Genomic DNA, 26,383 nt, shown 5'->3' with positions numbered 1-26,383 from the left:
CGAAAGACCTTAGAACACATTAAATAACAAGACGCCCATTGCATATAAAACACGAAAGCAGGTGGCGCTATTTTCTAGGTGATTTGTGTGCTCAGATGGAGTAGTTACATAACTATTCATTTTTTAAGTTATATTTTTGTAAAAAATATTCAGGATTCTATACCGTTTGGTACTTAATTGAGCATTTGCGGTTTTTTATTTGTTAAAATGTATATTCACCTAATATCAATTAAAAATTCACAAAACCTACCATCTTTCAAATGAAATGAATGGGTAAGTGGTAAGCGCGATACCGACTTTAATGATGATGTGGTATAATCAGCAAATTGTTAGCGGTTCAAACGGAAGACAGCAAAAGTTTGAGCGATTTTTTGCAAAACGCCTTATGAGTTTTTAGATGATTATGTTAATCATGAAGTGTAACAGCTAGACGTTTTGCTACACATTAAACAGATTGGCAATAATCATCTTACTTGTACTCAGTTATGGCTTGCCATAAATCGTTGTTAAAAATTTTGGTTATAAATGTTTTTTATAAGCACTGTTTAGCGGTTTCATTATTGCTCTGCATTTAAACCAATTTGGTAAAGTTGGTTTTTTTTCAGTCCATAGATCTCAGCAGTGATAGCGGCTGCTTTTTTGAGTGGTAGCTCTTTTTGTAATAATTTAAGCGTACTAATTACCTTTTGGTCGATATCATTCTCTGTTTTTGCATGGCCTTCAACGATCAGCACAAATTCACCTTTTTGTCTGTTAGTATCTTCATTTAACCATTCAATTAACTGGCTAACGGTAAAACTGACAATGGTCTCCCACGTTTTGGTCAGTTCTTTAGCTAATACAATGTGTTTATTAGCGCCAAAAATAGTTTGCATATCACTAAGCGAGTCTAGTAGACGGTGTGTTGATTCATAAAAAATCATTGTTCGTGGTTCGTCTAGTAATTTTATAAGGCAATCTTGGCGGGCTTTGCTTTTAGCCGGCAAAAATCCTTCATAAGTAAACTTATCTGAGGGGAGTCCAGCAACTGATAAAGCAGCTATTGCAGCGCAGGCACCAGGGACAGGGACAACGTTTATTCCATTGTCTCGACAGGCTTTAACTAGATGATATCCCGGATCATTAATTAACGGCGTACCGGCATCTGAAATCAAAGCAATTGATAATCCTGATTTAAGTTTTTCGATCAAAAAATTGGCTTTGTCTTGTTCATTATGGTCATGCAAGGCAAATAACTTTGCTTTAATGCCAAGATGTTGTAAAAGTAATCCGCTGTGGCGAGTATCTTCAGCCGCAATCAGATCGACACTTTTAAGTGTATTGATGGCTCTGAGCGTAATATCATCTAAGTTTCCAATGGGGGTGGCAACAATATATAAAGTCATTATTTTAAATCACATTAAATTTTTATAGAAATACGGTAAAGATACTGTACGAAAGCCTATTTTATTGTATATACTCACTACTTTCAAAATAAATCCGACAAAGCCAAATAAATAGTTAATCAATAGCTGCAAAAAATAGCTCGTTTGTAGCAAAATTGCTCAGGTACAGATTTAGCTGATATTTTGATTAACAATGGATTAACATAGATTAACAAATAGTGGCATTATGCTAACATAAATTGAATGCCAGCGGTTATAAATCACCAAATTTTGGATGAATTTATTGATTTAAGCTATAAGTCATCAATATAATAGCTTTTTGCCATAAAACCGCTAAAATGTGCTAATAAAACAGTATATATAAAAACGCTATTTAATACTAAAAATAGCGGAAAAAACAAAATTCACGAATGAAAGGTGTTGCTTTGAAAAAAATACTTACATTAAGTTGCTTAAGTTTATTGATTGCTGCGTGTACACAAACAGAACAAGCTGAAATCGAAGATATTTCTGGCGCAGGGGGGGCATCAACGTCTTCTGTTTATACCAAACCACCAGCAAATATTTCAACGAGTGGTCGATCTGTTCCTACGACTTATAATCCACCATCATCAAGACAGCCAACTGCGTCAAATTCTCATACCGCTAACAGCACTAGCAGTAATGGTACGGTAATTAGTAATGAGCGTATTGTTTATAACCGTAATTATGATGACATTCCAAAAGGTGGATATCAAGGTGACACCTATACGGTTAAGCGTGGCGATACTTTATTTTATATTGCGTGGGTAACTGGCAATGATTACCGCTCATTAGCAGCTAAAAATAATATCAAAGAACCTTTTGCCGTTAATGTTGGACAAGTATTAGATGTGAGTGGTGGAACTGTTGTGGTAACCAAACAAACCACAACAAACCATACACCAGCAAATAAAACAAATAGCGATAACTCAGCTATTGCAATTGGGCAAGCCAAAACCAAACCAACAATAACCAAAACAACAACCACTTCGATTACCACAACGGGTAAAAATCAAAAACCGACTACCACTCAAACAACTGAAACCATCATTGAACCTTTAGATGATTCCTCTAGTAGTGCAGCTGCAGCAAGCACATCAAAATCAAAAGTTTCTAATATTGCATGGCGATGGCCTGCACGCGGTAAGATTATTGAAAAATTCTCGAATGCAAGCAAAGGTATTGATATATCAGGCTCAGTTGGCGATAAAGTTATGGCCGCAGCTGATGGGCGGGTTGTGTATTCAGGCAATGCGTTACCGGGTTATGGAAATTTAATCATCGTTAAACATAATGATGACTATTTAACGGCGTATGCGCACAATCAATCGATATTAGTAAAGGAACAGCAGTTTGTGCGAGCGGGTGAACAAATTGCCACAATGGGGGCAACAGGCACCTCGTCGGTCAGATTGCACTTTGAAATTCGCTACAAAGCACAATCCGTTGATCCATTAAAATATTTATCAAAATAATAAACGTTTTGGGTTAATAGAAAGGTTAACGCAAAACAGATGACATGCACGAAAATCACAGAGCATGTCTATAAACAAAATACACTAAAATTAAATTTACGTAATAAAGGAGTGATATTCATGGCTGTTAAAAAATTAGTGCTAATTCGGCATGGAGAGAGTGTTTGGAACCAAGAAAACCGTTTTTGTGGTTGGACTGATGTTGATTTATCTGACAAAGGTAATAAAGAAGCTGCTGAAGCAGGTAAATTACTAAAAAAAGAAGGTTTCACATTTGATTATGCTTACACTTCAGTATTAAAACGCGCCATTCACACATTATGGCACGTTTTAGATGAAGTCGATCAAGCATGGTTACCGGTTGAAAAAAGCTGGAAACTAAACGAACGTCACTATGGTGCATTACAAGGCTTAAACAAAGCTGAAACGGCAGCAAAATATGGCGATGATCAAGTAAAATTATGGCGTCGTGGTTTTGCAATCACACCTCCAGCGCTTGAAAAATCAGATGAGCGTTTTCCGGGGCACGATTCACGTTACAGCAAATTACCTGAATCAGAATTACCGTTAACTGAAAGTTTAGCATTAACGATTAAACGCGTATTACCTTATTGGGAGTCAACCATTGCGCCACGCGTTGCGAAAGGTGAACGTGTTATTATTGCCGCTCATGGTAACTCACTACGCGCACTTGTAAAACATTTAGATAACATCAGCGATGATGATATTATCGAACTTAATATCCCAACGGGTGTACCATTAGTGTATGAATTTGACGACAACATGAAAGTCATTAAACACTACTATTTAGGTAATGCTGACGAAATCGCTGCCAAACAAGCAGCTGTTGCAAATCAAGGCAAAGCAAAATAATTATTCCCTAAACAAATAAAAAGGTAGGTTATTTAACTTACCTTTTTTATTGTCTACATTATGGCTTTTTATTCATTCAATTTTATTGATTTATTTTCATTTTGAGAGCGTTATTTTGTCTAAAATCTATTATATCTATGGCGTAATGAATGCCGGGAAATCCACCGAACTGTTGCAAATTGATCACAACTACTTAAGTAATAATATGCAAACGTTACTGCTCAAATCATCGGTCGACACGCGCGATTCGGCTGTCGAAATCGTCTCTCGTTTAGGATTACGTAAAAAGGCGTTACAGCTTGATGACACAACGGTTGATGATATTATTGATCATATCAAACAAAGCAACTATGCTTGTATACTCATCGACGAAAGCCAGTTTTTATCGCGCAATACCATCTGGAAGTTATCAGATGTGTGCGACGAATATGGCGTGCCAATCATGTTCTTTGGCATTAAAACCGATTATATGGGACATCTGTTCGAAGGATCTAAAACGCTACTTGAAATTGCCGATAATTTTAGAGAACTCAAAACCGTATGTTGGTGTGGCAAAAAAGCGACTATGATCTTATTAGAAGGGCAAGATGGGCAAATTGTTAAATTTGGTAACTCCATCCATCTTGGTGACAGTGAATACCACTCGGTTTGTCGAAAACATTGGAAGGCTGGACAAATAAGACCTAAAGACTGATCATCTAAATATTTCACACTTATTTTGGTCTATAAATCACATTTATGCGTGTGATGCTATAATATTGAAAAAGTGTGAATGATCTCTCATTTTTACGATTTTCTTTTATTGATTCTTTTTATTTTATGTCATATTAACTGAAACGATTCAGTGCTATTTTGTTAACCATGAGGGATCACCATGAAAATCAAAATTGTTTCATTAGCTGTAATACTTAGTTTGGCTAGTTATAACGCCAATGCTAAAGAATTTGTATTAACTGATAACGAAAAAGATATCGCCAAAGGTAATTGGTCGGTTTCGAGCCAAGATTTAGGTGTTAAAGGTCAAAAATTCACTATTCAAAATACCGTACTTAAAGGCGGTAAACAAGATGGAACCGAACTTCTAACGATTTCTAGTGATAATTTCACGATTAAATTAATTCCAACGCGAGGCTTAGGTATCTTGTCTGTCGTTGGTGATGGTATCCGTATGGGATGGGACTCACCGGTAAATGAAGTTGTCAATCCTAAGTATATCAACTTAGAAAGTCGTGGTGGGATTGGATGGTTAGATGGCTTTAACGAAATGATGGTTCGCTGTGGTTTTGAATGGACAGGTCATGCAGCGCAAGCTGATGGTATGATGTACACCTTACACGGTCGAGCTCAAAATACGCCGGTCTCTAAACTCATTGTGAATGTATCTGACAAGGCACCCTACACCATAACGGTTAAGGGGTTAATTAAAGAAAATACTTTCAAAAAAAGCAATCTCGAAACTTGGGCATCACTAAGTTATGTACCAGGAAGTCAAGAATTTACGGTTCATGATGTTGTCACCAATAAGAGTGATTATACCCGCGATTATCAGATCATTTATCATAGTAATTTTGGTACGCCCATTCTTGAAGAAGGCGCAAGGTTTGTTGCCCCAGTTAAGGAAATCTCACCATTTAATGACTATGCGAAAGGGGGGATTAATACATGGCAAACTTATCTAGGTCCAACTAAAGGCTTTGACGAAATGGTATTTAATGTCTATCCGTTTGCTGATGAAAATGGTCAAACACAGGTGATGGTAACCAATAAATTGGGTGATAAGGCCGCAGGTATTGCCTTTAATACTAAACAGTTACCCGTACTATCATTATGGAAAAACACCGATACTCTTAAACAAGGCTATGTTACAGGCTTAGAGCCAGGCACCAGTTTTGCTTATCCAGTAACTATCGAACGTGAGCAAAAACGTGTTCGTCAGTTAGAGCCAGGGCAAAGTACAGAATTTACCTTAACTTATAGCTTATTGTCTAGCAAAGATGCTGTCACAAAATATGAGCAAAAAATCAAAGCTGTTCAAGGTAACCAAGAAACTAAAGTAGTTAATGAACCCATGGCTAAAGAGTAAACCATTACAAATGGCTATCGATCTATTGGTAGCCATAAACATAATCAAATAGGCTAATCCATCATTCCTTAATTTACCTATTATTAATGTAATAGCCATGCAAGTAGCCATCAGCTACTTGATTCGCTACCAATAGATAGGTATAGTCGTCTACTTTATAGCTAGCTTTCATATGGCTTATTATTAAAATAAGGTTTCATTTGGTGACTGCTTAACATAATGATTAATGATTTTTATTGTAATTTGATATTAATATAGAGATAGACATGGCAACGCAGCGAATAATTATTGGCATTAGTGGGGCAACGGGTTTTGCTTATGGGATAAAAGCGTTAGAGCTTTTAAAACCGCTTGATATTCAAACACATTTAGTTATATCAAAAGCGGCACAAATAACGCGCGCTTACGAAGTTCCCAACACCAGCTTAGCGCAAATTGAATCACTGGCTGACAAAGTCTATCCTGTCAACAATATTGGCGCAGCCATAGCAAGTGGATCGTTTAAAACTATGGGTATGCTAATTACACCTTGTTCAATGCGAACACTTGCTTCTATTGCACAAGGATTATCAGATAATTTACTTACCCGTGCTGCTGATGTTGTTTTAAAAGAGCGCCGCCGCTTGGTATTAATGGTTCGTGAGTCGCCCCTAAATTTAGCTCATCTAAAAAATATGGAAACAGTCACACTTATGGGGGGGGTAATTTGCCCACCGGTGCCAGCACTATATCAGCATATTGCTAGCATTGATGATATTATTACACACAGCGTCGCCAGAGCACTTGATTTATTTGGCATTGATATCCCATCCCTACCACGTTGGGGCGAAGATTTGCACCTGAACACTAAACCGAATAATGCCAGTAGAGCTTAAAGATATCATGCAAGTCGATCCTAAAATCATCAAATTTATCAAAAAGCAGCATGTATTATCGCTTAGCGTTATCTTGCCTGATGACAATCTCTGGGCATGTAATACCTTTTATGTGTTTGATGAAAAGTTAATGAATTTGTATCTACTCTCGGAATTAAAAACCGATCATGCCAAAGCCATGTTAAAGCATCCACAGGTTGCAGGTACGATTAACATAATCCCTAAAACAGTTGCACAAATTCAAGGTATCCAATTTCAAGCCACAGCAACGCTTTTACAAAAAGAGCAAGCCGTACATGCTTATAGGTTATATTATCAGGCATTTCCCTTTGCAAGAGTGATAAAAGCACCGATTTGGTCATTGCAGTTGCAACGTATAAAGATGACAAGTAATTTATTGGGGTTTGGTAGGAAAATTCATTGGCTAAAAGGCGAGAATAATTTTTAGTGTACTGTCCTGTTAGTTATGGTGTGTTTTTTTTGGGGAATAAAGGGGGGCTATCTTGCCTTAAAAACAGCAAGATCAAAGTTAATTTAAATCAATGCGGTATCTGAATATCTTTTAATGGCCAAATTGACATATTATTGAAATAGCCAAAATCCAGCCAACCCTTTTTTTAATCAAAAAATTAAAATAAATAAAAACAACAAATTAAAAATACCTTATAAAAAAGGGTTTTTGAAAACAAAAATCCTATTTGCCTTTTGCCAAACAATGTTTATAGTATATCGGCTTCTAGTTCACCGCCGTATAGGCGGTTTAGAAAATGAATATATCTGCCAACTTGATGATGATGGGGTTCACCGCCGTATAGGCGGTTTAGAAAAATCACAGCAGAAAGCAAGACTAAAGCCAGCTGTTCACCGCCGTATAGGCGGTTTAGAAAATAAAATCGGTGGGGGTTGAATGTGCGTTGATGTTCACCGCCGTATAGGCGGTTTAGAAAGAGATTTCTCGGGCTTCACCACCCATTTCTAGGTTCACCGCCGTATAGGCAGTAAGTCTCAAAAAAGCAGAAATCATGATATAACTTATTGATTTATATAAAAACAAAATAAAAACCAAATAAAAACCAAATAAAATCAGCACCCTGTCTAAACAATTCTATAGAGGGGGGAAGATACCGCTTTTATAACAGCCAGAGGTTAATATTGACATTAATCGGCGTCAGAGTGAGGAGACAATTGAGTAAGGTTAGCACGTCAAATAAGGGGCGCTGGGTTATATTTGTCAGAAATAAATTCTAGTTGTGCTGTATAACCGAACTAAGACCGCCGCAAGCTGATTTGTATTGTTTAATATTGCATCGATTATTGACCGTATAAAGACTATTTTGCCTGTTTATGGTATGATTAGTGCCAAATTCAATGGCAATAATTTATGGTGATGATGAGTTATCAAGTTCTAGCACGCAAATGGCGACCAAAATCATTTTCTGAAGTTGTAGGGCAGCAGCACGTCCTAAAAATTCTGTCCAATGCGCTTTCGCTTGGGCGGGTTCATCATGCTTATCTGTTTTCGGGCACGCGAGGTGTGGGTAAAACCTCGATTGCCCGTTTGTTAGCAAAAGGGTTAAATTGCGAAACGGGCATTACCGCAACGCCGTGTGGAGTTTGTGATAATTGTCGCGATATTGAGCAAGGACGATTTGTTGATCTGCTCGAAATTGATGCGGCCTCGCGCACCAAGGTTGAAGATACGCGTGAAATCCTTGATAACATTCAATATTTACCAAGCAAGGGGCGCTTTAAGGTTTATTTGATTGACGAAGTACATATGCTATCGCGCAGTAGCTTTAATGCACTCCTAAAAACCCTAGAAGAGCCCCCTGAGCATGTTAAGTTTTTATTGGCGACTACTGATCCGCAAAAATTACCTATAACAATATTGTCACGCTGTTTGCATTTGCATTTAAATGTGCTTGATACCGCATTAATTGGACAGCAACTTGAGCATATTTTGCAATTAGAACAAATCAACAGCGATGCTAAAGCCATTGCGTTATTAGCTAAAGCTGCTAATGGCAGTATGCGCGATGCGCTAAGTTTGACCGATCAAGCCATTGCCCTTGGTAATGGTAAGGTCGATGCCGAATCGGTGGCGGTTATGCTTGGCACGCTTGATAAGTCGATTCCGTTTGCTATTGTTGAAGCATTGCATAATGGTGAGGGTAATGCCCTAATGCAACAAATTGAAGCCGCCGCTGTGCAAGGTGTTGATTGGGATAATTTGTTAGCCGAAACCATTACTTTATTGCATCAAATTGCGTTATTGCAAGTGGTGCCAACCGCATTAGGGGATTATACCGATAACGAAGAGCGAATTCGTTTTTTGGCACAATATATGGCACCTAACGATGTGCAGTTGTTTTATCAAATTTTGTTAATGGGGCGTAAAGAACTTGCTTTTTCGCCCGATAAAAAAATTGGCGTCGAAATGAGCTTTTTACGCGCTTTGGCTTTTATGCCAAAGGTAGTTGATGCGGTGCCGGCTGTGGTTAGTTCGGTGTCTGTCCAAGGCAATAGGCCGCAACAGGTGCAACCCCAAACCAAAGCACAGCCCGAACGGCAATCGCAAGTTCAAGCCTCTGAGCATACAAATTTTCCAAAGCAAGCAGAAATTAATCATCAGGTTGAAAATCAACCTCATATTCAACAATCTCAGCCCATTCGCGCTACAAGTTCAACTGTGAACCAGCCGGTTAAGACCCATAAATCAGCTATATCACAAAAAGTTGTGGCTAGTTCACCGTTAACATCCAAGGTGAAAAGCCAGCCCCAAGACACAAATAATTTGGCACCCGTTGCGCCATCAAAAATGGAACAAATAGCTGATGGCAAAACTGCAACGGATGATCTAGCGATTCCTGATGAAGTTTCATCGATAACTAAAAGTGTTTTAGAAATGCGTATGCAGTTGATGAAAGGGGAACAAAATCCAAAAAAGTCTGAATCGGTTGATAAGATTCAACCAAAAAGTTCAGTCATGCGTGAATCACTGACAAGAATTAAACAGAACGTCGCGATCGTAGGTGATGCCAATGCTGATAGTCACGATAGTGGTTGCGATGATGACAAAGAAGAAATCACCGCCGAAAACTATCAATGGCAAGCCAGTGGTTTGATTGCCATGAAAGAAGAGCTAGTGGTGAATACCAAAGCTTTTCGTGAATCACTTAACGGTGATAAAACCCCCGAAATGGCAAAAAAATTGATTACCGAAATGGCACAAAAAGATGCGTGGTGTGCCGAAATTGAGCAATTAGATTTGTCACCTTTGATTAAGCAAATTGCGGTCAACTCTGGGTTTGAACAGATCGACAATAACACTATTGTGCTACATCTGCGTTCAGCTGTTAAACATTTGATTAATTCGGCCAATAATGTGGCTAAAGTGCAAAAAGCACTTTGTAAACATCGCAAGCAAGAGCTTGATGTAAAGATTATTGTTGATGATAATCAAGACTATAAAACGCCCATTGAAATGCGTGAAGAGTTATATCAACAAAAACTAGCGCAAGCAAAGATAACTATTGCCGAAGATCCAAAAGTGGCAACAATTTGTCGATATTTTGATGCCAAGATTGATGAATCAAGTGTTCGTCCTGTATAATCATGGCGATATTTTTTTAACGAGGAATTATTATGTTTTCAGGTGGAAAAGGTGGTTTGGGTAATTTAATGAAACAAGCCCAACAAATGCAAGCAAAAATGCAACAAGCCCAAGAAGAGATCGCTAAATTAGAAGTGACAGGCGAGTCGGGTGCAGGTTTAGTTAAGGTAACTGTTAATGGTACACATAATTGCAAACGTGTTGAAATCGATCCGTCACTTATGACTGAAGATGATAAAGAGATGTTAGAAGATCTTATTGCTGCGGCTTATAACGATGCAGCTCGTCGTTTAGATGATGCACAAAAAGAAAGAATGGCACAAGTTACTGGCGGCATACAATTACCGCCAGGTTTTAAAATGCCGTTTTAAACGTAGATTATTTTGATAGTAGGCGGAAAGGCAATCATATTTCCTTTCCGCTTTTTTCGCTAAAATTATTTTCCAATAAAAATAAAATCGTTTACTAATTTTTCATTATCATAAGTAATATCGCTTAATCGCTTTTTGTAAATTTCACACAAATCATATATCGAAATTTCTTTGACTTTTACATTATCAAAATCGCTTATCTCCTTGCTTTCCCCTTTGGTAATGATCCAAACTTGTTTATTTTTGCCCGTTAATGGAATCGTTTTAGGGGTGATTCCGCCGTCATTTTTTTTAATGTTGAAGGTTAATTGTGCTTTTTGGTTCAGTTTATTGATGTAGTTTTCTATTTGTTCTTCTTTAAACGATTCAAAGTTTTTTTGTAGCGTACAGTCATACATTACGGCTAAATTTTCGATAATAAAAAAACCATCGGCCTTAACCGCTTGATTATCACGATCAAATTGAAATATTTTGTTTAAACCAATCACTTTTAATAAATTGAAGACTGAATCTTCAAACGCTAGTGGATCATCAATGTATTTGATCTGTTGGACTGAATTTATTAAGAGTGTTTGATAGCCTTTGGCATCAATTTTATTTGCCAAAGATTTATTATCAGACAAACTCTGTTCATTGTTTTCTGCTGTTTGAGCTTTGATAATTTTGATATTTGTTGCAAATCGTTGACCTGAATCTTTTTCATTAGCAGTAAATGCCACTCGTAGGCCTATTTCTATTTCATCTATAGGTAAATTATCAAAATCCTTTTTAGCAAAATAATAATCTTTTCCTTCATCCAAAGCTCTTATAAATCCATAATAGGCATCTTCATTATTTTTATCTTTACAAAGTTTTTTTATTTGACTAATCATATATAACGCTCCTTAATGGAATAAATTATGTCTTCAAAACATCATTTTTGATTATTGAATAATTACAACGTCTATAAACAAATCGACCTTTTTTACCGGTATTATATATAAATTCACTCCAAATATCATTTAGTAAAAATGATATTTGCTATAATTAACATTTTATTTAACTGTCTATTTATACAGTTTTTCTTTATTATTTTTTTGCTATCAGGTAAACTACACCTTATTATTTGCTTATTTGTTACGCTTTATTATTAAGGATATATTGTGATTGGTCGTTTACGTGGCACCATTATTGAAAAGCAACCCCCTAAAGTGCTGATTGAAGTCGCTGGCGTTGGTTATGACGTGTTTATGCCGATGACCTGTTTTTATGAATTGCCCGAAAACGGGCAAGAAGTCATTGTATTAACCCATTTTGCTGTGCGTGAAGATGCGCAAGTATTGTATGGTTTTAATCAAGAACAAGAGCGTGAATTGTTTCGTGAACTCATTAAAGTTAATGGCGTGGGGCCTAAATTGGCATTAGCCATTTTATCAGGCATGTCAGCGTCGCAATTTATTAGTGCTGTTGAACAAGGTGAAATTAAAACCTTAGTTAAACTGCCAGGCGTGGGCAATAAAACTGCACAGCGGTTAATTGTTGAAATGAAAGATCGCATTAAACGTTTTGGTGAACAATCGTCAAGTTCTAGTTCGATTGTTGAAACAGGTAGCATTCAAAAAACGGCTAATCAAATTGAAAGTGAGGCGGTTTCGGCTTTAATTGCATTAGGTTACAAACCACAAGAAGCTAGTCGTATTATTAATAAAGTGATTATTCCTGACATGGATTGCGAAACGCTGATTCGTGAAGCCTTAAAATCAGCATTATAAATAGGGATTGATTATGATTGAAGCGGATCGTTTAATTGCCCCACAAGTGCAAAAAGAAGAAGAATCATTAGATCGTGCAATTCGTCCTAAATATTTGGACGAATACATAGGTCAACCGCAAGTTCGCGAACAGATGAAAATCTTTATTCAAGCCGCTAAACAGCGTCATGATGCGCTCGACCATGTGCTTATATTTGGTCCTCCAGGTCTTGGAAAAACAACGTTAGCCAATATTGTGGCGAACGAAATGAATGTTAATTTACGCACTACATCAGGCCCTGTGTTGGAAAAAGCTGGCGATTTAGCCGCCATGCTGACCAATTTAGAACCTAACGATGTACTGTTTATTGACGAAATCCACCGACTGTCCCCAGTAGTTGAAGAAATCCTATACCCTGCGATGGAAGACTACCAATTAGATATTATGATTGGCGAAGGACCAGCTGCGCGTTCAATTAAAATCGATCTTCCTCCTTTTACATTAATTGGTGCAACAACCCGTGCTGGATCGTTAACTTCACCGCTGCGGGATCGGTTTGGTATTGTGCAGCGCCTTGAGTTTTATCGAGTTGAAGATTTGGAGTATATTGTTAGCCGCAGCGCTAAATTTTTAGGTATGGATTTGTCAGATGAAGGCGCACATTTAATTGCTAAACGTTCTCGTGGTACACCGCGAATTGCAAATCGTCTTTTGCGCCGTGTACGCGATTATGCCGATGTAAAATCAAAAGGGATTATCGACAAAAGAATCGCAACTCAAGCGCTGGATATGCTCGATGTTGATAATGAGGGTTTTGATTATATGGATCGCAAATTGTTGCTGGCTATTATCGAAAAATTCATGGGCGGTCCAGTCGGATTAGATAATATTGCTGCTGCAATTGGTGAAGAGCGCGAAACGATAGAAGATGTTCTCGAACCGTTTTTAATTCAACAAGGTTATATTCAACGAACACCTCGTGGCAGAATCGCAACACCACATGCGTATCGCCATTTTGGCATTATTCAGGATAATTAGGTTAAGGTTGAGAGCGATTTAATATGAATAAAAAACGTGATTATTGGATGAATCACGTTTTTTTTATTACTAATTTTATATTACTAATTTTGACTTAACCAAGTTCTTTTTCAGTAAAAATACCACTAAATAAATCGGTACTTAAATAACGTTCGCCAGAAGATGGCAAAATCACCACAATGGTTTTGCTGGCATATTCAGGTAATTTTGCTAAGCGATCCGCAGCAAAAACGGCAGCACCCGATGATATTCCAGCTAATATACCTTCTTTTTCCATCAATTCGCGAGCTGTTTCGATAGCGTCTTCGTTTGATACTTTTTCGACTATATCAATTAAACTTAAATCAAGATTTGCAGGAATAAAACCAGCTCCAATGCCCTGAATTTTATGCGGTCCTGGCTTAATAGTTTCGCCTGCTAGTGCTTGGCTAATGACGGGTGAATTGGTGGGTTCAACGGCAACCGCAGTAATATTTTTGCCTTGGTTTTTTTTGATGTAACGCGTTACGCCAGTGAATGTACCACCCGTTCCGACACCAGCAATAAAAATATCGATTTGACCATTGGTATCTTGCCATATTTCTGGTCCCGTTGTTTTTTCGTGGATTTCTGGGTTAGCAGGATTACTAAATTGCTGTAGCATGAGGTTCTTTTTAGGATCACTTGCCACAATTTCTTCGGCTTTTTCGATTGCGCCTTTCATCCCTTTGGCTGCTTCGGTTAAAATTAAATTTGCACCTAAGGCTTTTAGCAGTTTTCGACGTTCAATGCTCATGCTTTCAGGCATGGTTAAAGTTAATTTATAGCCACGAGCAGCAGCAACAGCCGCTAGCGCAATACCTGTGTTACCGCTTGTGGGTTCGATTAATTCAACATCAGAGGTTAATAAACCACGTTTTTCGGCATCCCAAATCATGTTTGAAGCAATACGACATTTAACACTAAAACTGGGATTGCGCGATTCGACTTTAGCTAATATGTTACCATGACCAAAATGTTTTAAACGAACCAGTGGAGTATGACCAATGGTTTGTGAATTATCATCAAATATTTTACTCATATTAGAATCCTTGTTAATTGCTATAAAGGAAATAGCATGGCGTTGTTTTGCTAATAACACTTATTATAAATAGAACGAAAAAAGATGGTACTAATTAATCATTATAACAATATTCATTTTGGGTATAAGAATAATGTCTATTTTTGAATATCAATAGTTAAGTAAAGTTACTATTGCTTATAATATAAGTAGAAGTGATGAGTGAAAATGATCGTTTTTAGCTTAGACAATTGACTTGCTTTTAAATAAAATCAATTTTTGCTTTGAATATAAAAAGCATATCGTTTATATGTTGTAGAATAAAGCAATGCAATCCATTTATTACGAGGTTGCATTAGGAATAAGACGGTATTTAGTTCGAATATTTACAGTGAATGAAAACTAGCAGCGATTTTATTAAAAATTTTCTTTATGAGGAGCATCAATTAAGATGCTTTTAAATAAAAGAGTATATAAGTAGATTATTGAAAAAGATTCAACCCAAGACGGTTTATTAGCATAAAGACAAATTTGTGTATAAACTTATGCGTGATTATTTGGAAGGTTATCTTTACTAAGTTGGAAAATGAATAGATAAGTTATTAGGTGAAATAGTATGAAAGAATATCGTTGGGTGTGGGTTTTTAAGCGAGATGACGTTTCAATGGTGTCTGCGGTATTTTCGTCTCTTGAAAATGCGGATAACTGGGTAAAGCTTAATAAATTAACTGGTGTTTTAACTAAAATGCCAATAGATATTGGTGGTTATGATTGGTGTATACAAAATAATGAGCAAATGCTTGAACACTATCATTACCAAAAAGGTATTAGATAAAATTATAGTAAATAGCTAGGTTAAGGTTGTTTAAATCATTTTATTTTGGATAATGTTAAGAGCATATAATTACAAGCACTAATGTAAATGTTATCAAGAAACACGACATGAAAGAAAATATAACGAATAGTGAAATAAAATTTTTAGCAAATACTATTAACTGTTATACCGAAAATGAGGTGTTTATTATTGGCATCAGTGACGATCCAATATCCCCCAACCATTACTTAATCTTATCTCGATATGATGAGGATGATGTAGATGAATCAATCGGTATTCAAACGCATCTAACTGGGATGGAAGTGGCTAAAGCAATTAAACGTATTGTTTTGAAAGCAAACATACTTACCATAGAGATAAATAAGCATAACACCGAACAAGTACGGGCTAAAAAAATGATTATTGAATTTAGTGAAATTGATAAAACGTTGTTAATAACATATATTAACAACATTTTTTTAAACAGTTCGGTAAAGGTAATCATTAGTGGATAAAAACCTGAATGATAACATGCTTTATCAACAAACATTTATGGATTGTATCGCACAACAAATATCTGAAAATCACAACCTATTAGACATTAGAAAAACACTGGTCTATTTCAAAAATAAAGGTATATCAAAAGATTGCATGTATGCATGTTTGCAAAAATTAAGATATACGAATAATAAAGAGGTGATTTTAGAGTTAATGGATTTTGTAACAGGTTTTTGTCGATCTGATTTGGCTATATACTAATATACGCTTATAGGTGGTGCTTAGCTGTATTTTATCATCGAGTTTAATATAAATTTATCTTAAATTTATCCATCAATATCATTTTCAATTTCTAATTCAATCTTCTTAATCGCTTGTTCACAACGGTAAATTCGGTTATCAAGTGCGGCTATTTTGCTTTGGTTGATGACGTCTTGCGATAGTTCTAGCTCGTATTTCATTTCTTGTAATCGGCGCAAATAATCTAAATGGCGCATGTGTTTTTGGGCTAGGGTTTCTTCAATAATGGCTTTGGGTTCTTTTTTGCGCAAGTTATGGGTGGCAAGTTCGCGCGTTAGGGCAGCCATTTGGTTGACTAATGTCTCTGATAAAAAAGTCATTTGTTCGATTTTTTCTGATTCGATATTTGCGACTAATGCTTGATACGTTTGTTTGATTTTTTCAAGGTAAAACGTTTTATCTGTGACAATTTTATTGGTATGAAAAAGTTGTTCGTCAAAATAAGGCTCTTTAAATTTCTGTACGTTAGCCAAATGAACTTGTTGTTCTAATTGATCAATTTGTTTTTGTAGTGTAGTGAGTAAATTTGCCATTGCAGTTAGTCTTCGTTATAAGGTGGAGTATCATCATCTTGACCAAAATAATCGCCTAAGTGCAATTTGGCTAGATTGATAAGTTTCATAAATGCTTCAAATGTCAATTTGTTATCTTGTATACTATTTTCAGTGATGATTTTTTTAGCTATTAATTTTGTTTTTAACTGGTTATAACAGTCAATTAAGTTAAGGGGTAGGGGCGATAACGCACGTTTTCCTAACCAAAAAATCCCCTGTAGTGGCAGGCTTAAGGTAAATAGTATTGTTATTGCCGTGACCGCAATTTGTGCTGGCATGTAATATTGCCAAACCAATAAACCAATAACGATAGGGGGTACGTATTGAGTTGCGGTTTTTATGTGGTTAATGATTTTTAATTCAGGAAATGAATGCGCTAGTTGTTTGTCAGTTGGGCAAAGCTTCATATACCTTTGCCCAGCTTTAAATGTATTTATTAGATTCATATTTTTGTGACTCCTCGACATTCACTTCTTATTATCTTAAAATAGTACCATTCAAATTGGGGACTCTCTTTATTCTATCTCAAAAAACAAGATATCAGAAGTCACCTTAACGTAGTCACATTGATTTTAATCATGTGTTAAGTTACCAATTTTGATTGGTATATATCTTTTTATTCAATTTATAGGAATTACTATGTCATCAAGTAATAACGCTCTTGTTCTTAATTGCGGAAGTTCATCATTAAAATTTGCCATTATCAACCCTGAAAATGGTGATGAGTTTTTATCTGGATTAGCTGAATGTTTTCATCTTCCTGATGCACGTATTAAGTGGAAACTTGATGGTGTTAAGAACGAAGCTTCTTTAGGTGCTGGCGCAGCACACAGCGAAGCAATTCGTTTTATTGTTAATAGCATCTTCCCACAAAAACCAGAATTATTAGATAGTATAAAATCGATTGGTCACCGTATTGTTCATGGTGGCGAAAAATATACACAATCAGTGGTTATTGATGATTCAGTATTAAAAGGAATCGAAGATGCCGCTGCATTTGCACCATTACATAACCCTGCGCATCTAATCGGTATTCGAGAAGCCTTTGCTGCGTTTCCACATTTAAAAAATAAAAATGTGGCGGTATTTGATACAGCTTTCCATACTACAATGCCAAAAGAAGCTTATTTATACGCGATTCCGAATGAATTATACACAGAACACGGTATCCGTCGTTATGGTGCCCATGGTACTAGTCATTATTATGTTAGTCGCGAAGCGGCAAGATTATTAAATAAACCAGTTGAAGAAACTAATGTGATCACTTGTCACTTAGGTAATGGTGCATCAATCACTGCCGTTAAAAATGGTAAATGTGTTGAAACTTCAATGGGCTTAACTCCACTTGAAGGTTTAGTCATGGGTACACGAAGTGGTGATATCGACCCAGCGATTATGTTCTTCTTACACGACAATTTAAAAATGTCGGTTGCTGATATTAATAATCTTTTAAACAAAAAATCAGGTTTATTAGGTTTGACAGGTGTAAGTAGCGACTGTCGTTATGTTACCGATAATTACGAAACAGATGAAAACGCTAAAAACGCTTTAGATGTGTTTGTTCATCGTTTAGTCAAATATATTGGTGGTTATGCAATGCTTTTAGACGGTCGTTTAGATGCTATCATATTTACTGGTGGTATCGGTGAAAACGCTGAAGAAGTACGTCGTATGGCATTACAAAAATTAACTATTCTTGGTTTTGAACTTGATCAAGAGCGTAACTTAGCTGCGCGTTTTGGTAAAGGTGGCACAATCACTAAAGAGGGTTCAGCTATTGCGATGGTAATTCCAACTAATGAAGAGCTTGTCATTGCTCAAGATGCTGCGCGCCTAACTGCGTAATAAATATTTAAAACCGCCTAAATGGCGGTTTGTTTTTTATATAAAAAGAATTAAGAGGTAACAATTATGTCTCGTACTATTATGCTCATTCCTACCGGTACCAACGTTGGTTTAACGGGGGTGAGTCTTGGTGTTATTCGAGCTATGGAGCGTCAAGGTATTAACTTAAACGTGTTCAAACCAGTAGCACAACCTAGATCGGGTGGCGATGCGCCAGACAATACGACAACTTTAGTTAGTCATAACACTTCAATCCCAACACTAAAACCGCTTAAAATGAGCCATGTTGAAAACCTATTAGGTTTAAATCAACAAGATGTGTTAATGGAAGAAATCGTAGCCCTTTATGCTGAAAACACGAAAGGTGCTGATGTTGTTTTGGTTGAAGGGATTGTACCTACGTCTGATTATCCTTTTGCTAATGAACTCAATAATAATATTGCTAAAACACTTGGTGCCGAAATTATTTTTGTGGTCAATATGGGCAAAGATACGCCAGAGCAACTTAGAGATCGCATTGAAATTGCTCGATCTAACTTTGGTGGCATTAAAAACGAAAAAATCGTTGGTGTGATTGTTAATAAAGTCAATGCGCCAGTTGAAGAACAAAGTCTTGCTCGTCCTGATGTCGCTGAAATTTATCACACACCTAAATTTGATGATAAAAAAATCACTATCGATGATTTAAATGCACATAGTCCATTGCCAATACTTGGGTGTATTCCTTGGAATATGGATTTAAGTGCTTGTCGTTCTATTGATATTGCTAAACATTTTGACGCTAAAATTATTAATGAAGGTGATATCAAAAATCGCCGCATTAAACATATATCTTTTTGCTCACGTAGTGTGCCTAACATTATCAGTCATCTACAACCAAATGCACTGTTAGTGACTTCTGCTGATCGGGCTGATGTATTAGTGACGATTAGTTTAGCTGCTATGAATGGTGTGGCTATTGGTGGTGTGCTTTTAACGGGTGGTTACGAAATCGACGAAAAAATCGCAAAATTATGCCAACCTGCTTTTGATACGGGGTTACCTGTATTTACAGTTAAAACTAATACTTTCCAAACGTCGATTAATTTACAACAATTCAATTTAGAAATCCCTGTTGATGATAAAGAACGTATGGAAAACACCCAAAATTATGTGGCTGACCATATCGATGCTAAATGGGTTAAATCATTAAATGAGGTGGTAAATTCTGCACGTCGTCTGTCTCCTCCTGCATTCCGTTACCAATTAACTGAACTTGCGCGCAATGCGAAAAAAGTAGTGGTATTACCAGAAGGTGATGAACCAAGAACAGTTAAAGCAGCCGCAATTTGTGCTGAGCGAAATATCGCTAAATGCGTATTAATTGGTAATCCGGACGAAGTGCGTAAAGTTGCCGCTTCTCAAGGTGTGACTTTAGGTCAAGGTGTTGAAATTGTTGATCCTGAATTAATTCGTGAAAAATATGTACCTCGTTTAGTTGAATTACGTAAAAATAAAGGTATGACAGAAGTAATTGCTCGTGAGCAATTAGCTGATAATGTAGTACTTGGTACAATGATGCTTGAAGCAAATGAGGTTGATGGTTTAGTGTCAGGTGCTGTGCATACAACTGCTAATACTATCCGTCCACCATTACAATTAATTAAAACTGCCCCAGGTAGTTCACTTGTTTCATCAGTATTCTTTATGTTAATGCCTGATCAAGTGTATATTTATGGCGACTGCGCAATTAATCCAGATCCAAATGCACAAGAGTTAGCCGAAATTGCGATTCAATCAGCTGATACAGCAATCGCCTTTGGTATTGAACCACGCGTTGCGATGATCTCTTATTCAACAGGTAGTTCAGGACAAGGTGCTGATGTTGAAAAAGTGAAAGAAGCAACCCGAATTGCTCAAGAAAAACGTCCAGATCTTATGATCGATGGTCCATTGCAATATGATGCTGCGGTAATGCCAGATGTAGCAAAATCGAAAGCACCAAATTCACAAGTTGCAGGTAAAGCAACAGTATTTATCTTCCCTGATCTTAATACGGGTAATACTACTTATAAAGCAGTACAACGTTCAGCCGATCTTGTTTCGATTGGTCCAATGCTACAAGGTATGCGTAAACCTGTGAATGATTTGTCTCGTGGTGCATTAGTTGACGATATTGTCTACACTATTGCATTAACCGCAATTCAATCAGCACAAGAACAAAACGCTGCAAAATAAGTTTAGCAAAACGTTCTAACTATAGATAAAAGGTGATGTAATATCACCTTTTTTAATTAAATTTAGTCAAGTAATGAGCTTTAACAGCTTGAGTTATAACGATTTAGTTTTAAAGTATTTTGTTCTAGAAATTCGAGACAAGATCTTCAAAAACTTATTTTAAGTCAAGTCCAAGCATTCAAAGTTGATAAAAACAATAAATAATAAAAATTTATAAATGATTTTATCCCTCTATGTTAGTTTTTAATAGTATTAATAACATTTTCATAAATTGTTCTTTATCACCTTGTAATGTCGAAAAAAAATCTTTATCTATTTGTTCAACCAAAGGTACAGTTTCATTTGCTTTATTCAATCCTTTTTGTGTTAATTGAATGGATTTTGCTCGACTGTCTTTAATTGAGCAAGAGCGTTTTATATAATCCTTTTTTTCTAAATTCTCTAATATTTGGGAAATTGTCATCACATCGATATTTGTTTTATTTGATAAAATAACTTGTGTTATTTCGTCTGGTCGTTGTGATAGATAAGCAAGCGTTGCAAGCACTATAAATTGAGGGTGAGTGATAGACTGTTTTTTCAAGCAATTTTTGATATTCGTATGCCAGGACGAATAAGTTTTCATAAAAACAAAACCAATAGATTCAGAGTCATTTTTGAATTGAGTCAAAAACTTATTGTCCTTTGTCATAATTTAACCTTCAACTAAGCCATTTAATTTGTAAGTTTTATCAATAATATCATCTGAAATCTGTTTTATAAAATCATAGGATGCTTTAGTATCCATTTTTGGTTCCGGTTTTAGAGAAATTTCTGATTTTAATGCATATTGATTATGCGATATTTCAATAATTTGATGTGAGAAAAACAGTAAACCTATTTCAGGCATATCAAATTGTTCTGTAAATTCTTGCTCATCAATAATCTTTGATAAAGTCACTTCCATTTCCGGTATATTTTGTAATTTGAAAATACCTTTAGACCCTGTTTTTAAGTCACCAAATATACGAAAGTCTTCAAGATCAGTTTCCCATAATTTTCTTAAATTAAGATCAGTATAGTATTGCCAAATTTGAGTTGGTTTAGCTTTGGTTGGTAATATGAAAGAAATTGAAATGGTATTCATAGTGTCTCCTTTTGATAAGTTGACTTATTATAAGTTTACTTATTAATTAAGTAAAGAGAATTCAATTTTTTTGATTTGTTGACCTATTACGAGGTTAATTTGACGACCATGATATTGAATTCTGTAATAAGATGATTTCAAAATTATTAATAACATAAAATATTTATAATTGTTTTTAATTAATGCTCTCAATTTAATTGGTAAATGGTACAATATCAGCCTAATTTTGTATTAGTCATAGTTTAGGAATAAAATTGATGAAAAAAGACATCCACCAGCAGCGTATTTTAATTCTTGATTTTGGTTCGCAAGTTACCCAATTAATTGCTCGCAGAATTCGTGAAATTGGTGTGTACTGTGAACTTTGGCCGTGGGATGTATCAGAAGAAAAAATTAAACAATTTAACCCTAAAGGTATTATTTTATCAGGTGGTCCAGAAAGTACCACAGAAGCTAATAGCCCACGAGCTCCAGAATATGTTTTTAATGCTGGCGTACCCGTGCTTGGGATCTGTTATGGCATGCAAACTATGGCGATTCAAGTTGGTAAGGGTGGTCAAGTGACTGGCTCTAACCAACGTGAATTTGGTTATGCTAAAGTGGATCTTGTGGGATCGTCAAAATTAACTGATGGCATATTGGATAACACAAGCCAACAAAGTATTCATCAACTTGATGTTTGGATGAGTCACGGTGACAAAGTAACAGCCTTGCCTGACTGTTTTAATCTGATTGGTCGTACTGAAACTTGCCCATTTGCTATTATGGCTAATGATGAAAAACAATTTTATGGTGTTCAATTCCATCCAGAAGTGACTCACACTGTTAAAGGTTTCGAGTTATTGCAACGTTTTGTGATTGATATTTGTCAATGCGAAAAACTTTGGACGCCATCTTCAATCATTACTGATGCTATTGCTCGAATTAAAGAACAGGTTGGTAATGACAAAGTCTTACTTGGTTTATCGGGTGGAGTGGATTCTTCAGTTACAGCATTGCTATTGCATCAAGCGATTGGCGATCAGTTAACTTGTGTCTTTGTTGATCATGGCTTATTACGCTTGAACGAAGCACAACAAGTTATGGAGATGTTTGGTAATAAATTTGGCTTAAATATTATTGCTGTAAATGCCGAAGAGCGCTTTTTAGCTGCACTAAAAGGTGAAGCGGATCCCGAAGCGAAACGCAAAATTATAGGGCGTGAATTTGTTGCTGTATTTGATCAAGAAGCAGCAAAATTAAAAGATGTAAAATGGCTGGCTCAAGGTACTATCTATCCTGATGTTATTGAATCGGCAGCTGCTGATACCGGCAAAGCCCATGTGATAAAATCACACCATAATGTTGGTGGCTTACCCGAAGATATGAAAATGGGCTTGGTTGAACCATTACGCGAATTATTCAAAGATGAAGTACGCAAAGTTGGTTTAGAACTTGGGCTACCTTATGACATGCTTTATCGTCACCCATTTCCAGGACCAGGCTTAGGCGTGCGAGTACTTGGTGAAGTAAAAAAAGAGTATTGCGACTTATTACGCAAAGCTGATGCTATTTTTATTGAAGAACTTTATAAAGCTGATCTATACCACAAAGTCAGCCAAGCCTTTACCGTATTTTTACCAGTACGTTCGGTTGGCGTAATGGGTGACGGTCGCAAATACGACTGGGTCGTTTCACTGCGTGCTGTTGAAACCATCGATTTTATGACAGCACACTGGGCTCATTTACCTTATGACTTTTTAGGGCGAGTATCCAATCGAATCATCAACGAAGTTGATGGTATTTCTCGTGTCGTATATGATATAAGCGGAAAACCGCCAGCCACTATAGAGTGGGAATAGCTAACCGTTCCTAAAAATAGTTTAAAAATTTAAAAAACAGCCTAAACAGCCTAAAAACAGGCTGTTTTTTTATTTTATAAATACCAAAAATGACCAGCTAGTTAGTTGGAGCAACTTCTATACAATAGGGCTGCTAAAAAAACAGAGTATTTGCTACGATAAAAAGAATTTAAATATAAATAAATCAGAAAGTATGCAAATTGTATCAACAAAAGTGACTGATTTTTGTCAAAAGTTTCAAGAAATACCCATGTTTTAGCAAAGACTGCATACTTAACCTAATAGAAAACATGCAACCTATATATTCTTTTGTGCATATTCAGTAATAACAAGCAAAAAACTATTTTTATAGGGGACAGTGGAGTGTTTTTTAAAAAAATCCAAAATCGGGCGGTTTATCCCTATGTGTATAGGGAACAGATGAACATTTATTCAATAATGAATTACCCAATCGGTTTATCCCTATGTGTATAGGGAACAGTGCAGAACCTTGGTTTCAGTTGCCATGTAATTCGGTTTATCCCTATGTGTATAGGGAACAGTTTCTGTCATATGTATTAACCTGAGCCTCGGTCGGTTTATCCCTATGTGTATAGGGAACAGAAATCGTGAACGATATAGAAAAACAGTACTATCGGTTTATCCCTATGTGTATAGGGAACAGCAGGAGGACTAAAAAATAATGAGTAATTAGGGCGGTTTATCCCTATGTGTATAGGGAACAGCAATGCGTTGATTTCATCGTTTTCATTGTAATCGGTTTATCCCTATGTGTATAGGGAACAGACCAATTATAACATTTTGTTTTATAATTAAAATATTTTAGTTCAAATTTCTACCAACTTTTTTAATTATTCTTAAAATAAAAGTTATTTTATAACATATTGTTTTTATTAAATTAATATTAAAAATAAGATAGAGAATATTGCGTCTTTTTTATTCTACCAATTAATCTTTAAATTTCTTACAGTTATAACATAGTTTGCAATAAAGCAAGGTGTTTTTTTATTAAAAAAACGCAATTCCTGTTAAAAATATTCAGGATTCTATACCGTTTCAGCGTGAAATTATTTTAAATTTAATCATTTAATCAATTTCATTGATAAGCCATTGAGTTGCTTAAATCGCTTGTTTAATAAAGGGATTAAGCCGCTATCAGTTACTGGTTTAACTCACTGAAATTATTCATATTAAACAATAGTTATTTAACATTTTTTTAAAAAAGGTTAAATTTCACACTAAAACAGTGTACAATTTTTAGCTCAGCTGTCTGTTATTTGAACTTAATGATGAAAATATCAGTGTTAAATAAAAAAATAACTAAAAATAACACTGATTAATTTTTATAAAATGGATATAAGGAGGAGGAAAACATGTCAAATGAATTTAATCGTCTTCTGAGCCAGCTCGGTGACGGGTTTAGTGATTTAATGGCGGGCTTAGGGGGCGTTAACCATAATCGCTATACCTTAACGGTTGACGGGCTGGGGGCGCCGATTTCGGTTTTACATGTTGAGGGTAATGAGTCATTAAACCAGCCTTGGCGTTATGTAATCTCCTTTACCAGTACTGATAAAACCTTATCGCCTGATTCCTTTCTTAATCAAAAATCGACCTTCTCCTTTAATCCAGTTATCAATAAACCATTAACTTCCGCTATCCGCTCATTAAGTGATTTGCCCACGTTGACGAATAAACGCACCTTGCATGGGGTGATTACTGAGTTTAGTCAGTTATCGGTCAATAAAGAGGAAGCGCATTATCAGGTGGTGTTATCCTCGTGCTTAGCACGGCTCGCAGTGGGGCAACATAGTGCCATATTTCAACAGCAAAGTGTGGTGAGTGTAGTTGAAGAAGTGCTACGCAGTCATGGTTTGACGGGCATTGATTACCGTTTAGAGCTAAAAGATAGCTACCCTGAGCGGGAGTTTATCACGCAGTGGCAAGAAAGTGACCTTGAATTTATTCAACGCTTATTGGCCGATGTGGGTATCTGGTTTCGCTTTGAAACCCACGCCGAGCACCACTGTGATGTGATGGTGTTAAGTGATTATGAACAAGGCTATGCGCAGGTGGCTAATATTGACTATAAACCGCCCAGTGGCATGGCAGATAGTGGCGTTGAAAGTGTGTGGGATATCAGCCTGCATAGTGAAGTGGTGGTCTCCTCAGTCAAGGTACAAGACGATAACTACCGTGATGCCTTGGCACATTTACAAGGGGAAGTTAACACCCAACCTAAAGACCTTACCACCTATGGCAGCGACTATCGCTATGCTGAGCACTATAAAGGCTTAGAGAGTAACGGACAAAAAAAACCGCAAGATAGTGGCGATAATAACGATAACGATGATAACCATGTTAATCGTGATAACGGCAATAATCCTAATGAGAATCACAGGCATGACGAGAATCAGATTGAAAGCGGTCAGTGGTATGCCCGTATTCGCCATGAACAAGCTATTAGCCAGCAAATTATTCTCAAAGGCAAGAGTAATCACTATAACCTTGCTCCCGGCCAATGGATTAACCTCAACGGCAGTCCGCTGGCGGATATCAATGACGGTGTGATTATTTTAAGTGTACAAGGGCAGGGTAACCGCACTGATGCTTATGAACTCACCTTTACCGCCATTCCCTATCAAGCCTTAAAACCCTATCGCCCTGCGCCTATACGCTGGCCA

23 protein-coding genes and 1 CRISPR repeat array are annotated in these 26,383 nt (G+C 36.4%); of the genes, 16 read left to right on the top strand and 7 right to left on the bottom strand.

The window, feature by feature from the left end; translation table 11 throughout:
• Positions 1-557 precede the first annotated feature (557 nt).
• Positions 558-1,385: a 16S rRNA (cytidine(1402)-2'-O)-methyltransferase gene (rsmI, locus tag A9G24_RS03810; RefSeq protein ID WP_065637838.1), complete on the bottom strand. Its 828-nt coding sequence runs from the start codon at positions 1,383-1,385 to the stop codon at positions 558-560.
• A 410-nt stretch (positions 1,386-1,795) separates the two neighbouring features.
• On the opposite strand from rsmI, the gene nlpD reads away from it, so the two are divergent.
• The 8 genes from nlpD (at position 1,796) to A9G24_RS03770 (ending at position 10,696) form a co-directional block, all read left to right on the top strand.
• Positions 1,796-2,881: a murein hydrolase activator NlpD gene (nlpD, locus tag A9G24_RS03805; protein WP_065637837.1), complete on the top strand. Its 1,086-nt coding sequence runs from the start codon at positions 1,796-1,798 to the stop codon at positions 2,879-2,881.
• 120 nt (positions 2,882-3,001) lie between these two features.
• A complete protein-coding gene (gene gpmA / locus A9G24_RS03800; protein ID WP_065637836.1) occupies positions 3,002-3,754 on the top strand; it encodes a 2,3-diphosphoglycerate-dependent phosphoglycerate mutase in 753 nt (250 codons plus the stop codon).
• A 115-nt stretch (positions 3,755-3,869) separates the two neighbouring features.
• Positions 3,870-4,448 carry a thymidine kinase gene (locus tag A9G24_RS03795; protein WP_065637863.1) on the top strand — a complete coding sequence of 193 codons (579 nt, stop codon included), beginning with the start codon at positions 3,870-3,872 and terminating at the stop codon, positions 4,446-4,448.
• Positions 4,449-4,628: 180 nt separating this feature from the next.
• Positions 4,629-5,837: an aldose 1-epimerase family protein gene (locus A9G24_RS03790; RefSeq protein ID WP_065637835.1), complete on the top strand. Its 1,209-nt coding sequence runs from the start codon at positions 4,629-4,631 to the stop codon at positions 5,835-5,837.
• A gap of 266 nt (positions 5,838-6,103) precedes the next feature.
• Positions 6,104-6,712 carry a UbiX family flavin prenyltransferase gene (locus A9G24_RS03785; protein ID WP_065637834.1) on the top strand — a complete coding sequence of 203 codons (609 nt, stop codon included), beginning with the start codon at positions 6,104-6,106 and terminating at the stop codon, positions 6,710-6,712.
• The gene (locus A9G24_RS03780; protein ID WP_081303068.1) at positions 6,696-7,160 is read left to right on the top strand and encodes a hypothetical protein; all 465 of its coding nucleotides are present in this window, start codon (positions 6,696-6,698) and stop codon (positions 7,158-7,160) included. Before A9G24_RS03785 ends, A9G24_RS03780 begins: the two co-directional genes overlap by 17 nt.
• A gap of 942 nt (positions 7,161-8,102) precedes the next feature.
• Positions 8,103-10,325, top strand: coding sequence for a DNA polymerase III subunit gamma/tau (gene dnaX / locus A9G24_RS03775; RefSeq protein ID WP_065637861.1), 2,223 nt, complete (start codon positions 8,103-8,105; stop codon positions 10,323-10,325).
• Between the two features lie 32 nt (positions 10,326-10,357).
• Complete coding sequence (locus A9G24_RS03770) at positions 10,358-10,696, top strand: YbaB/EbfC family nucleoid-associated protein (RefSeq protein WP_065637833.1); 339 nt, start codon at positions 10,358-10,360, stop codon at positions 10,694-10,696.
• Positions 10,697-10,761: 65 nt separating this feature from the next.
• Here the strand turns inward: A9G24_RS03770 and A9G24_RS03765 are convergent, their stop codons facing one another.
• Positions 10,762-11,568 carry a cold-shock protein gene (locus A9G24_RS03765; RefSeq protein ID WP_065637832.1) on the bottom strand — a complete coding sequence of 269 codons (807 nt, stop codon included), beginning with the start codon at positions 11,566-11,568 and terminating at the stop codon, positions 10,762-10,764.
• A gap of 270 nt (positions 11,569-11,838) precedes the next feature.
• Between A9G24_RS03765 and ruvA the strand changes: the two genes are divergently transcribed.
• Together ruvA and ruvB are read left to right on the top strand one after the other, a co-directional pair.
• Positions 11,839-12,447 (top strand): Holliday junction branch migration protein RuvA, encoded by a 609-nt coding sequence (gene ruvA, locus A9G24_RS03760; RefSeq protein WP_065637831.1) that lies wholly within the window; start codon positions 11,839-11,841, stop codon positions 12,445-12,447.
• Between the two features lie 13 nt (positions 12,448-12,460).
• Positions 12,461-13,465, top strand: a complete 1,005-nt coding sequence (gene ruvB / locus A9G24_RS03755) for a Holliday junction branch migration DNA helicase RuvB (protein ID WP_065637830.1) — start codon at positions 12,461-12,463, stop codon at positions 13,463-13,465.
• A 94-nt stretch (positions 13,466-13,559) separates the two neighbouring features.
• Here the strand turns inward: ruvB and cysK are convergent, their stop codons facing one another.
• A complete protein-coding gene (cysK, locus tag A9G24_RS03750; RefSeq protein WP_065637829.1) occupies positions 13,560-14,525 on the bottom strand; it encodes a cysteine synthase A in 966 nt (321 codons plus the stop codon).
• A gap of 595 nt (positions 14,526-15,120) precedes the next feature.
• Here cysK and A9G24_RS03745 point away from each other — a divergent pair.
• Positions 15,121-15,339, top strand: coding sequence for a DUF7710 domain-containing protein (locus A9G24_RS03745; RefSeq protein WP_065637828.1), 219 nt, complete (start codon positions 15,121-15,123; stop codon positions 15,337-15,339).
• Between the two features lie 107 nt (positions 15,340-15,446).
• Positions 15,447-15,833, top strand: a complete 387-nt coding sequence (locus A9G24_RS03740; RefSeq protein ID WP_065637827.1) for a hypothetical protein — start codon at positions 15,447-15,449, stop codon at positions 15,831-15,833.
• Between the two features lie 309 nt (positions 15,834-16,142).
• Here A9G24_RS03740 and priC read toward each other — a convergent pair whose 3' ends face one another.
• On the bottom strand, positions 16,143-16,649 hold the full coding sequence (gene priC / locus A9G24_RS03730) for a primosomal replication protein PriC (RefSeq protein WP_065637826.1): 507 nt from the start codon (positions 16,647-16,649) through the stop codon (positions 16,143-16,145).
• A gap of 5 nt (positions 16,650-16,654) precedes the next feature.
• Positions 16,655-17,116 (bottom strand): terminus macrodomain insulation protein YfbV, encoded by a 462-nt coding sequence (gene yfbV / locus A9G24_RS03725; protein WP_065637825.1) that lies wholly within the window; start codon positions 17,114-17,116, stop codon positions 16,655-16,657.
• 193 nt (positions 17,117-17,309) lie between these two features.
• Here yfbV and A9G24_RS03720 point away from each other — a divergent pair, with 193 nt between their 5' ends.
• Together A9G24_RS03720 and pta are read left to right on the top strand one after the other, a co-directional pair.
• Entirely contained in the window at positions 17,310-18,515 is a 1,206-nt protein-coding gene (locus tag A9G24_RS03720) for an acetate kinase (protein WP_065637824.1), read from the top strand.
• Positions 18,516-18,581: 66 nt separating this feature from the next.
• Positions 18,582-20,732 (top strand): phosphate acetyltransferase, encoded by a 2,151-nt coding sequence (gene pta, locus A9G24_RS03715; RefSeq protein WP_065637823.1) that lies wholly within the window; start codon positions 18,582-18,584, stop codon positions 20,730-20,732.
• A 223-nt stretch (positions 20,733-20,955) separates the two neighbouring features.
• On the opposite strand, the gene A9G24_RS03710 is transcribed toward pta, so the two are convergent.
• Together A9G24_RS03710 and A9G24_RS03705 are read right to left on the bottom strand one after the other, a co-directional pair.
• Complete coding sequence (locus A9G24_RS03710; RefSeq protein WP_065637822.1) at positions 20,956-21,423, bottom strand: MarR family winged helix-turn-helix transcriptional regulator; 468 nt, start codon at positions 21,421-21,423, stop codon at positions 20,956-20,958.
• Between the two features lie 3 nt (positions 21,424-21,426).
• Positions 21,427-21,858, bottom strand: a complete 432-nt coding sequence (locus A9G24_RS03705; RefSeq protein WP_065637821.1) for a hypothetical protein — start codon at positions 21,856-21,858, stop codon at positions 21,427-21,429.
• Positions 21,859-22,115: 257 nt separating this feature from the next.
• Between A9G24_RS03705 and guaA the strand changes: the two genes are divergently transcribed.
• Entirely contained in the window at positions 22,116-23,699 is a 1,584-nt protein-coding gene (gene guaA / locus A9G24_RS03700; RefSeq protein WP_065637820.1) for a glutamine-hydrolyzing GMP synthase, read from the top strand.
• 391 nt (positions 23,700-24,090) lie between these two features.
• Positions 24,091-24,485: a CRISPR direct-repeat array (repeat unit 29 nt; unit sequence CGGTTTATCCCTATGTGTATAGGGAACAG).
• A gap of 587 nt (positions 24,486-25,072) precedes the next feature.
• Positions 25,073-26,383: type VI secretion system Vgr family protein (locus tag A9G24_RS03695; RefSeq protein WP_141673050.1), on the top strand; the 1,311-nt coding region annotated here is incomplete at its 3' end.

It is taken from the genome of Gilliamella sp. App6-5 (genome assembly GCF_001690525.1).
Lineage (GTDB): Bacteria > Pseudomonadota > Gammaproteobacteria > Enterobacterales > Orbaceae > Gilliamella > Gilliamella apicola_H.
This window is presented reverse-complemented; position numbering and strand designations above follow the sequence as displayed.

Coding starts and splice junctions, on each gene's coding strand:
- A9G24_RS03780 (WP_081303068.1), top strand. CDS start 6,696: ATGCCAGTAGAGCTTAAAGATATCATGCAAGTCGATCCTAAAATCATC.
- rsmI (WP_065637838.1), bottom strand. CDS start 1,385: ATGACTTTATATATTGTTGCCACCCCCATTGGAAACTTAGATGATATT.
- cysK (WP_065637829.1), bottom strand. CDS start 14,525: ATGAGTAAAATATTTGATGATAATTCACAAACCATTGGTCATACTCCA.
- A9G24_RS03765 (WP_065637832.1), bottom strand. CDS start 11,568: ATGATTAGTCAAATAAAAAAACTTTGTAAAGATAAAAATAATGAAGAT.
- guaA (WP_065637820.1), top strand. CDS start 22,116: ATGAAAAAAGACATCCACCAGCAGCGTATTTTAATTCTTGATTTTGGT.
- ruvB (WP_065637830.1), top strand. CDS start 12,461: ATGATTGAAGCGGATCGTTTAATTGCCCCACAAGTGCAAAAAGAAGAA.
- yfbV (WP_065637825.1), bottom strand. CDS start 17,116: ATGAATCTAATAAATACATTTAAAGCTGGGCAAAGGTATATGAAGCTT.
- dnaX (WP_065637861.1), top strand. CDS start 8,103: ATGAGTTATCAAGTTCTAGCACGCAAATGGCGACCAAAATCATTTTCT.
- gpmA (WP_065637836.1), top strand. CDS start 3,002: ATGGCTGTTAAAAAATTAGTGCTAATTCGGCATGGAGAGAGTGTTTGG.
- nlpD (WP_065637837.1), top strand. CDS start 1,796: ATGAAAGGTGTTGCTTTGAAAAAAATACTTACATTAAGTTGCTTAAGT.
- A9G24_RS03705 (WP_065637821.1), bottom strand. CDS start 21,858: ATGAATACCATTTCAATTTCTTTCATATTACCAACCAAAGCTAAACCA.
- A9G24_RS03770 (WP_065637833.1), top strand. CDS start 10,358: ATGTTTTCAGGTGGAAAAGGTGGTTTGGGTAATTTAATGAAACAAGCC.
- A9G24_RS03720 (WP_065637824.1), top strand. CDS start 17,310: ATGTCATCAAGTAATAACGCTCTTGTTCTTAATTGCGGAAGTTCATCA.
- priC (WP_065637826.1), bottom strand. CDS start 16,649: ATGGCAAATTTACTCACTACACTACAAAAACAAATTGATCAATTAGAA.
- A9G24_RS03790 (WP_065637835.1), top strand. CDS start 4,629: ATGAAAATCAAAATTGTTTCATTAGCTGTAATACTTAGTTTGGCTAGT.
- A9G24_RS03745 (WP_065637828.1), top strand. CDS start 15,121: ATGAAAGAATATCGTTGGGTGTGGGTTTTTAAGCGAGATGACGTTTCA.
- A9G24_RS03740 (WP_065637827.1), top strand. CDS start 15,447: ATGAAAGAAAATATAACGAATAGTGAAATAAAATTTTTAGCAAATACT.
- pta (WP_065637823.1), top strand. CDS start 18,582: ATGTCTCGTACTATTATGCTCATTCCTACCGGTACCAACGTTGGTTTA.
- A9G24_RS03710 (WP_065637822.1), bottom strand. CDS start 21,423: ATGACAAAGGACAATAAGTTTTTGACTCAATTCAAAAATGACTCTGAA.
- A9G24_RS03785 (WP_065637834.1), top strand. CDS start 6,104: ATGGCAACGCAGCGAATAATTATTGGCATTAGTGGGGCAACGGGTTTT.